The sequence below is a fragment of the Moorena sp. SIO1F2 genome, from assembly GCF_010672755.1.
GTDB lineage: Bacteria > Cyanobacteriota > Cyanobacteriia > Cyanobacteriales > Coleofasciculaceae > Moorena.
This window is the reverse complement of the sequence record NZ_JAAHFV010000283.1, coordinates 1-8592: the sequence shown is the minus strand read 5'-3', so window position 1 is coordinate 8592 and position 8592 is coordinate 1. Positions and strand designations below refer to the sequence as shown.

Sequence of the window (8592 nt, the reverse complement as noted above, 5' to 3'; positions counted from 1 at the left end):
ATCGGCCTTTTTCAATGCCTGTAAAATCATCAGCCAGTTTTTGGCTTAGGCTTACATGTGAATAGCTATCTTCCAACGGCTGGATTTGCTGCTGAACATAATCTAAAGCTACCTTACTAAAATCGGTACCATGGTAACTCAAACAATGAGGAGCAATCTGGAACAGCAACATGCCTGTGCCACAACCGATCTCCAACACATGTTTGGGTTGCCAAAAGATAATTTTTTCAACAGTGGAATCTACCCATTGACGCATTTGCTCCTTAGGGATTTGGTTACCTGTATAGCTGCTTTTCCAACCTAGAGTGTTGTAACTGGTTTGTTGAATTTCTACTGCGTCACTGTAGATATTATTATATATTCCTTGCCATTGCTCAATCTGTGATGATTGTAATCGATTTTCGACAATGGATTGATTGTTTTGCTCACAAACTACATAAGCAACTAAGCGTTTGTTACCAGGAATATCTTCTCGGGCAATGACTGCAGCTTGTTGGATGTGGGGGTGGGTGGACAGGACTGCTTCGATTTCTCCGAGTTCAATACGGAAGCCTCGAATTTTGACTTGGTTATCGATCCGACCGAGAAATTCAATGTTACCGTCTGGTAGGTATCTCGCCAGGTCTCCTGTTTTGTAGAGTCGTTCTGTTTTGGAACTACAGAAGGGGTTGGTAATGAATTTTTCTTTCGTTAGTTCTGGGCGATTGAGGTATCCTCGGGCTAGTCCATTACCTCCTATGTATAATTCTCCAGGTACTCCTATGGGTACTGGTTGGAGATGGCCATCTAGGATGTAGATTTGAGTATTATTAATGGCTTTTCCAATAGGAACAAAATAACCACTAAAATTATGATCTAATTGAGCTAATGTAGACCAAATAGTTGCTTCTGTAGGACCATATAAATTCCATAAATGTTGGCGATTTTTAAGTAATTCACCTGCAACCGTTTTATCTAATGCTTCTCCACCACATAGAATTTTTAATTGTTTGTTTCCTTTCCATCCTGCAGTTAACAATAATCTCCAAGTTGCCGGATTGGCTTGCATTGTAGTTACTTGGTAGTTGTCTAGACTTTGTGCTAAAAGCATTCCATCTGTGGCAATTTCTCGGCTTATAACAACTAAGCGTGCACCGGTAATTAAGGGAAGATATAATTCTAATCCAGCAATATCAAAAGATAAGGTAGTAACTGATAGAAAAATATCCGTTGATTCTAATCCTGGTTTTTGCTGCATTGATTCAATAAAGTTCACCAATGCTTTGTGGTTAATTTGTACACCCTTTGGTTTACCAGTAGAACCAGAAGTATAAATCACATAAGCCAAATTATCCGAGTCAACCCCAACTTCAAGATTATCTTGACTATATTCCTCAATTGCTCCCCATTCACTATCCAAATAAACCATCTGTGTGTTATGTGAGGGCAAAGATTCTACTAGAGACTGTTGAGTCAACAATACTTCCACACCTGAATCTTCTAACATATAACTCAGTCGTTCTGAGGGATAATTAGGATCCAGGGGTACATAAGCACCACCAGCCTTGAGTATCCCCAACAGTCCTACCACCATCTGTACAGAACGTTCAACACAAATACCTACCAGTACCTCTGGTCCTACTCCCATTGAAAGTAGGTGATGTGCTAGTTGGTTAGCCCTTTGATTTAATTGACGGTAGGTCAACTGTTCTTGCTCAAACACCACAGCTATAGCATCGGGTGTTTTTTCTACCTGCTCTTCAACTAACTGATGAATACATTTTTCTTTTGAGTATTCCGTTGCAGTATCATTCCACTCCACCAACAGTTGATGACGTTCCCCTTCACTCAACAAAGGTAACTCTCCCACAGAAAGTTGGGGATTGTCCACAATTGCTGACAACAAGTTCTGGAAATGAGTTGCCATGCGAGCAATGGTAGACCCATCAAACAAGTCCGTGTTGTACTCCCATGTCCCCACCAATCCCATCTCTGTTTCCATCATTGACAGGGTCAAATCAAACTTAGACGTAGTACTCTGTTGATTTAACTCACTCAAACTCACACCTGGTAAGTCTAATGTCCCCATCGGTGCATTCTGCAGCGCAAACATCGCCTGGAACAGGGGAGAATGACTTAATGACCGTTGGGGTTGCAATGCTTCGACTACCTGTTCAAACGGTACATCCTGATGTTGATAAGCATTGAGTGTGGTTTCCCTGACTTGTTTGAGCAACTGTTCAAAACTGAGATTATCTTCAAAACCTGTTCTCAACACCAAGGTATTGACAAAAAAGCCAATTAGTGACTCGATTTCATGGCGATTGCGATTGGCTATGGGTGAACCAATCAATATATCTGATTGTCCACTGTAACGATAGAGTAAGGTGGCAAAAGCTGCTTGCAGGGTCATAAATAAGGTACTACCTGAGTTCCTTGACAACTGTTGCAACTTCTGGGTTAATTCAGTAGTTAAACTAAAAATTTCACTACTCCCCCGGTAACTCATTACATGGGGACGAGGAAGGTCTGTGGGTAATTGTAATAATTTTGGAGCACCCTCTAATGCCTCTTTCCAATAATTGAGTTCCCTTTCTAGGATTTCCTGACTTAACCATTGTCTTTGCCAAAGGGCAAAGTCGGCATATTGAATTGCTAATTTGGGTAACGGGGATGGACTTCCTGCACAAAAGGCTTGATATAAACTTGATAGTTCTTCGATTAATATTCCGATTGACCAACCATCCGATACGATGTGGTGCATGGTCAGCACTAACACATACTCACTGGTGTCTAGTTGCCATAATTTACACCGGATTAATGGTGCTACCTCTAAGTCAAAGGCAGTTGTTGCTTCACGTTGTACTTCTTGCTTTAAGATAGTCTCCCGTTCTGGTTCTGGGTATTGTTGTAAGTCCACCACATTGATGTTAATGGTGCTGTCGGAATCAATTACTTGTATTGGTTTGCCATTAATAGTCGAGAAACTTGTCCGTAGTACTTCGTGACGATTGATTATTTCTGATAAGGCTTGTTCGAGGGCGTTAATCACCAAGTTGCCAGTGATTTTCAGGGCTGCTGGCATGTTGTAAGTGGCGCTAATTCCTTCTAGTTGGTTGAGGAACCATAGTCTTTCTTGAGCCTTTGATAGGGGTAGTTGTTCACTATCGGTTCTTGGTTGAATCGGAGGAAGACTTAATTGGTTGTCTGTGGTCAGTAATTGGGTTAATTTCGGCGAAATAAGAGCGATTGTCGGGGTTTCAAATACTTGTCGTAGGGAGATTTCTCTGTTGAAGGTCACTCGCAGTTGGGAAATTAATTGGGTGGCGAGTAGGGAATGCCCTCCTAATTCAAAGAAGTTGTCATGTATTCCTACATTTGGCACTCCTAGAACCTTCGCAAAGATGTTGGCGATTATTTCTTCGGTTGGGGTGCGTGGTGCTACATACTCTTCAACCGATGTCAAAACCCCATTAGGTGCAGGTAAGGCTTTTTTGTCTACTTTGCCATTGGGTGTTAACGGGAGGGTGTCTAAGGTAACGAAGGCACTAGGCACCATGTAGCCTGGTAGTTTCTGTTTAAGGAATTCTCGTAGTTGCTTGGTGCTTAGTGATTCTTCCTCACTGACATAGTAGGCGACTAGGCGTTTGTTACCAGGAAGATCTTCTGTTGCAATGACTACGGTTTGTTGGATTTGGGGGTGGCTGGACAGGACCGATTCAATTTCTCCTAGTTCGATGCGGAAACCCCTGATTTTGACTTGGTTATCGATGCGACCAATAAATTCGATGTTACCGTCTGGTAGATATCTCGCGAGATCTCCGGTTTTGTAGAGTCGTTCTGAGTTGGAATTACAAAAGGGGTTGGGGATGAATCGCTCTTGGGTTAGTGCATCATTACCCATATACCCACGAGCCAAGTAAGGAGTACGAACATATATTTCTCCTATTTCTCCGATGCCAGCAAGCTGCTGTAAAGTATTTAAAATCAGTAACTGAGCATTGGAGATTCCTTTGCCTAAAGGGAGAATATTTTTTGAACTTACCAGATGGTCTACGGGGTTAGGGATATAGAAATACCCCATTGCCTGAGGGGTTTCCGTCGCTCCATAGAAATTAACTATTCTCACACAGGGAGCTAGCTTGTACATTTTCGAAACATGGTCTTGAGTTAAGATATCTCCACCAAAAAATACATACCTCAAGGTATTAATTGTGAGTTTGGTTTCAAAAAGCAGTTGTGCCATCGCTGGAGTCAGATGGGTAATGCTAACCTGTTGTTGCTCCATCCAACAAGCTAACTGACCGGGAGTTTCTATATCCTCAAGGTCAGGAATACATAAGGTAGCCCCCAGCCATAAGGGTGTCAATATATCTCTCAATAAGGGGTCATGGGCAAGTCCCGAGAGCATACTGAATCGGTCTGATTCGTGAAGTTCAAATGTCTGTGAGTGCCAATTGAGGAAATGAGCTAGGGGTCTGTGGGTGCCCTCGATCCCTTTTGGTTGACCAGTTGAGCCAGAGGTAAAAGCTATATAAGCTAAGTCATCTAGGTGAATTTTTACCTGTGGAGCATCAGTAGAAATTCCCTCTAAATTTAAGTCTGGGGTAATCTTAAGACAACAGCATAACTTATTGACTTCCTGTTGTAGTTCACCCTTGAGTGAATCTGTGGTAATCTCAAGGCAAGCGCGAGGTTTTCCAAGGCGAAGATAATTAATAAGACGAGCTACAGGATAAGCAGGATCGAGAATCATAAAAGCTGCACCGGCTTTGATGACTGCCAGTATTGCCCAAACTAAACAAGCGCTACGATCGCCTACTATGGCAACAACGTCTTGGTTTTTGATGCCCAATGCTAGCAAATAGTTGGCAAGTTGATTGGCACGGTTTGAAAGTTCGGTGTAGTTCCAGTTGACCTGTTTATCGATAACAGCTAATTGTTGTGGAACCCTTGTTGCTTGTCGGTCAAATCGAGTATGGAAAGCATCAGACCATTCACAACTTAGTTTCTCCACTGGGTTGGGCAGCAAGAGTTTAGCTTGGGGAGTGACTAAAGAAAAATCAGCGATCGCAACCTCTGGATGTTCCACTATTTGTTCGAGTAAATGCTCCAATTGATGGAGCATTTCAACCATTCTTTCCGATATAAACATATCGGCATTGTAGACTAATGTTAGTTTAATTACCTGTTTATATTCTGCTGCATACAGTGTTAAGTCAAATTTAGAATTAGCCGTTTCCCCTATCTCAAATGGTTCTACTTTTACACCAGGTAATTCCAGTTGTGTTTCTTCCAAGTTGAGCATGTTGAAGAATACCTGGAACAGGGGGTTATAACTCAGCGATGGCGAGGGTTGTAGTTCTTCAACTAGTTTCTCGAAAGGCACATCTTGATGAGCATAAGCATCTAAGGTTACTGAACGCACTCGTCTCAACAATTCCCGAAAACTGGGATTACCTGAGAGGTCAGTGCGTATCACCAACGTATTGACAAAAAACCCAATCAAAGGCTCAATCTCACGGCGATTGCGATTGGCTATAGGTGTACCAATGAAAATATCTTCTTGACCGCTGTAACGATATAGTAAAGTCCCAAACGCCGCTAACAGAGTCATAAATAAGGTAGTACCACTATCTCGAGACAGGGTTTGCAACTTCTGGGTTAATTCAGTATTTAAACTAAAACTTTCAGTCCGACCCTGATAAGTTGGCGCAGTTGGGCGAGGGTAGTCAGTAGCTAACTGTAATAATTTGGGAGCACCCTCTAATTCCTGTTTCCAGTAATTAAGTTGGGTTTCTAGTATTTCTCCACTTAACCATTGTCTTTGCCAAAGGGCAAAGTCAGCATATTGAATCGGTAATTCCGGTAACGGGGATGGCGCTCCTACACAAAAGGCTTGATATAAACTTGATAGTTCTTCGATTAATATTCCCATCGACCAACCATCCGATACAATGTGGTGCATGGTCAGCACTAACACATACTCACTGCTGTCTAGTTGCCATAATTTACACCGGATTAATGGTGCTACCTCTAAGTCAAAGGGAGTTGTTGCTTCACGTTGTACTTCTTGCTTTAAGATAGTCTCCCGTTCTGGTTCTGGGTATTGTTGTAGGTCTACTACATTGATGTTGATGGTGCTGTCGGGGTGAATTACCTGTGTTGGTGTGCCATTGAGAGTGGGGAAACTTGTCCGTAATACTTCGTGACGAAAAACTATTTCTGATAAGGCTTGTTCTAGGGCTAACACATTTAGGTTACCGGTGATTTGTAAAGCACCGTGCTCAATATAAGGAGCTTTTGAACCTTCAAGTTGATCAATAAACCACAGTCGTTCTTGACTAAAAGATAGGGGTAATTTTTGGTCTCTAGGAATAGCTTTAATTGGTGGGTAATTAGTATTATAACCTTGACCATTTTGTTGCAAAAAAACTATAATTTCTGCTTGACGTTCAGCTATTTGTTGGCGTAGCGCAGGGGTTATAGTTCCTTTATTAACACGACAAAGGAGTTTTTCACCGTTGGTTGAGATATTAATCCCCTGGTTGTGAAGCCAAGATATAAATTCAACTATATTTACCTGGTTGTTATTCATAATTAAATCTCTATTATTTCTTCATCTATTGCCAGATTATCTGGAACTTGTAATACTCTATGATCTACCTCTAGATACTCAGTTACATTGTTAAAGCCCATAAAAGCGCTAATCAACTCTAATCCAGAAGGGTATAACAGTAAAACTCGTTCTCCTTGCCATTGCTGGAGATGAGATGCGTTCGCGAAGCGGTTCCAAAGGAACATCGCTGTTGCTTGTCTATCTAATTCCCCATAGGTAAGACTCCCTGATTCGGTTTCTCCGTTTTGCAGAAAGATATAGGCTTGCTGATTAGGCATAGCTTGCGCTCTGTTGCCTAATAAATCCACTAAACTCAAGAATAATGACTCCCCATTGGGGAAATAATTTACACAACTCGTCACTATGCTATTCCCTTAACAAGCAGTTCAAAAAAGTCAGATACCAATAATTCTTTAATCAAGTTGTCAGTCCACAGTCAAGCCAAAGAACTAGTTGAATTCCTTAACTTACTCACGGCTCTTAACTAGCCTGAGTTTGTGCTCGAGCCAGGTGCTTATTAGGTCAGGGTATTCCCACCTTACTAAGCGCGATAAGTGAGTGATTGTGCTTTGAAAGTGAGAGCCTCGATCAGGGTTATATAGTAAGACCACACGATCAGGCAAGTTAATCGACCAATAATGCTTTAAGCGATCAGGCGGTTGGGTGGCAAATCCCTAGTTTTCGTGTTCTGCGATCGCCCTGATTGCCAAGTTGTGGTAAAACCATAGTTATTATACTATATATCTCTGGGACAGGTGTGAATTTTTGAAACAAAAATTTACAAAATTCCGCCCATTTTTCCGATATTTCTAGGGTTCTTACGGACTTAACTATGCCGTCATGTTAGTTAAAACAACGAAGGATTGGTAAGACTGGGAGGAGTATCTGATGATACTATAAAAACTCCATTCCTCAGGTAACTATGATGGGGTTAAATACCAGGTAGTTTTTCGATTAGTTGATGCCGCCGATTATGGCATTTTTTAATCCTGGTAACGGATGTTAATTGTTGGGATCAGATAATATTTAATTATCCAATATTATTTCACGAAAAAACAACACTCGATAGCTTGCCAATTCCATTCAATTAAAAGAAAAAAAAATAGCCGTAGAAATAATATCCACGGCTATTTCAGTGCTGCAAACGCAATTGTCTTGTCTATCAGTTTCCGAATCAATCCGGATGTAATCCTACCGGACCAGACCGGGGGGGAAACCCCCCCAGAAATTTAACCTATTAACCCCAAGTCGAATACTTGGTTGCAAAACTAATTACTTCCCCAGGAATTCCGGTCGGCTGCAAAGGGCTCCAGTCCGAAACATCTGCATACCCCAGTGTATAAAGGCCGTAAATAGTATTGGTTACTGCTTCAGGAGAACCCTTAATGTACTTAATACGTTGTTTTTTTGGGTTATTGTCTTGATTCGGAATAAATTATGTAGACATGACTAAAAAAATTAATTACGTTTATATTAATTATTGTAATGATTATAGATTTTTTTTAAAGGGTTTTGATAAATTTTTTTTGGGAAGGTAATTTGAGAATGAATTTCAAAAAATCCTTCCCGTAGCGTGACATGCAGGTCAATCGCGTAGCGGTTCTTTCAGACCATCGCTAAATTTAGGCGTTCGCGTAGCGTGACATGCAGGTCAATCGCGTAGCGGTTCTTTCAGAGCATTGCTGTTGAAAAATCGGCTAATTCAAAGAGCTTGCGGAGGCACGCTATTACCGTCAATCTAATAACAAATGGAATAGGAAACAGGGTGCATCTCTGGCTAAATCTTTGAGAATATACTGAGGGGGGCAACAAGTCGCCCCCCCAGGTCTTACAATGATTAAATTCAAGACTTTTCTAAGATATAAATAGCTCTTGGAGATGAAGGAAGCAATTCATCACGCTGATAGTTACCATATTCTGCTACCAGTCGAAAGCCAGTCAAATGAGCTTGTAAGCGGATTTCATTGGGTAGGACAATTCCTGTTTTTCTAGGA

The 8592-nt window shown here is 41.3% G+C and carries 2 protein-coding genes; both read right to left on the bottom strand.

The window, feature by feature from the left end; all coding sequences use genetic code 11:
* Positions 1–6577: non-ribosomal peptide synthetase (locus F6J94_RS25380; RefSeq protein WP_293045222.1), on the bottom strand; the 6577-nt coding region annotated here is incomplete at its 3' end.
* Positions 6578–6579: 2 nt separating this feature from the next.
* The gene (locus tag F6J94_RS25375) at positions 6580–6960 is read right to left on the bottom strand and encodes a hypothetical protein (protein ID WP_293045220.1); all 381 of its coding nucleotides are present in this window, start codon (positions 6958–6960) and stop codon (positions 6580–6582) included.
* Positions 6961–8592 lie beyond the last annotated feature (1632 nt).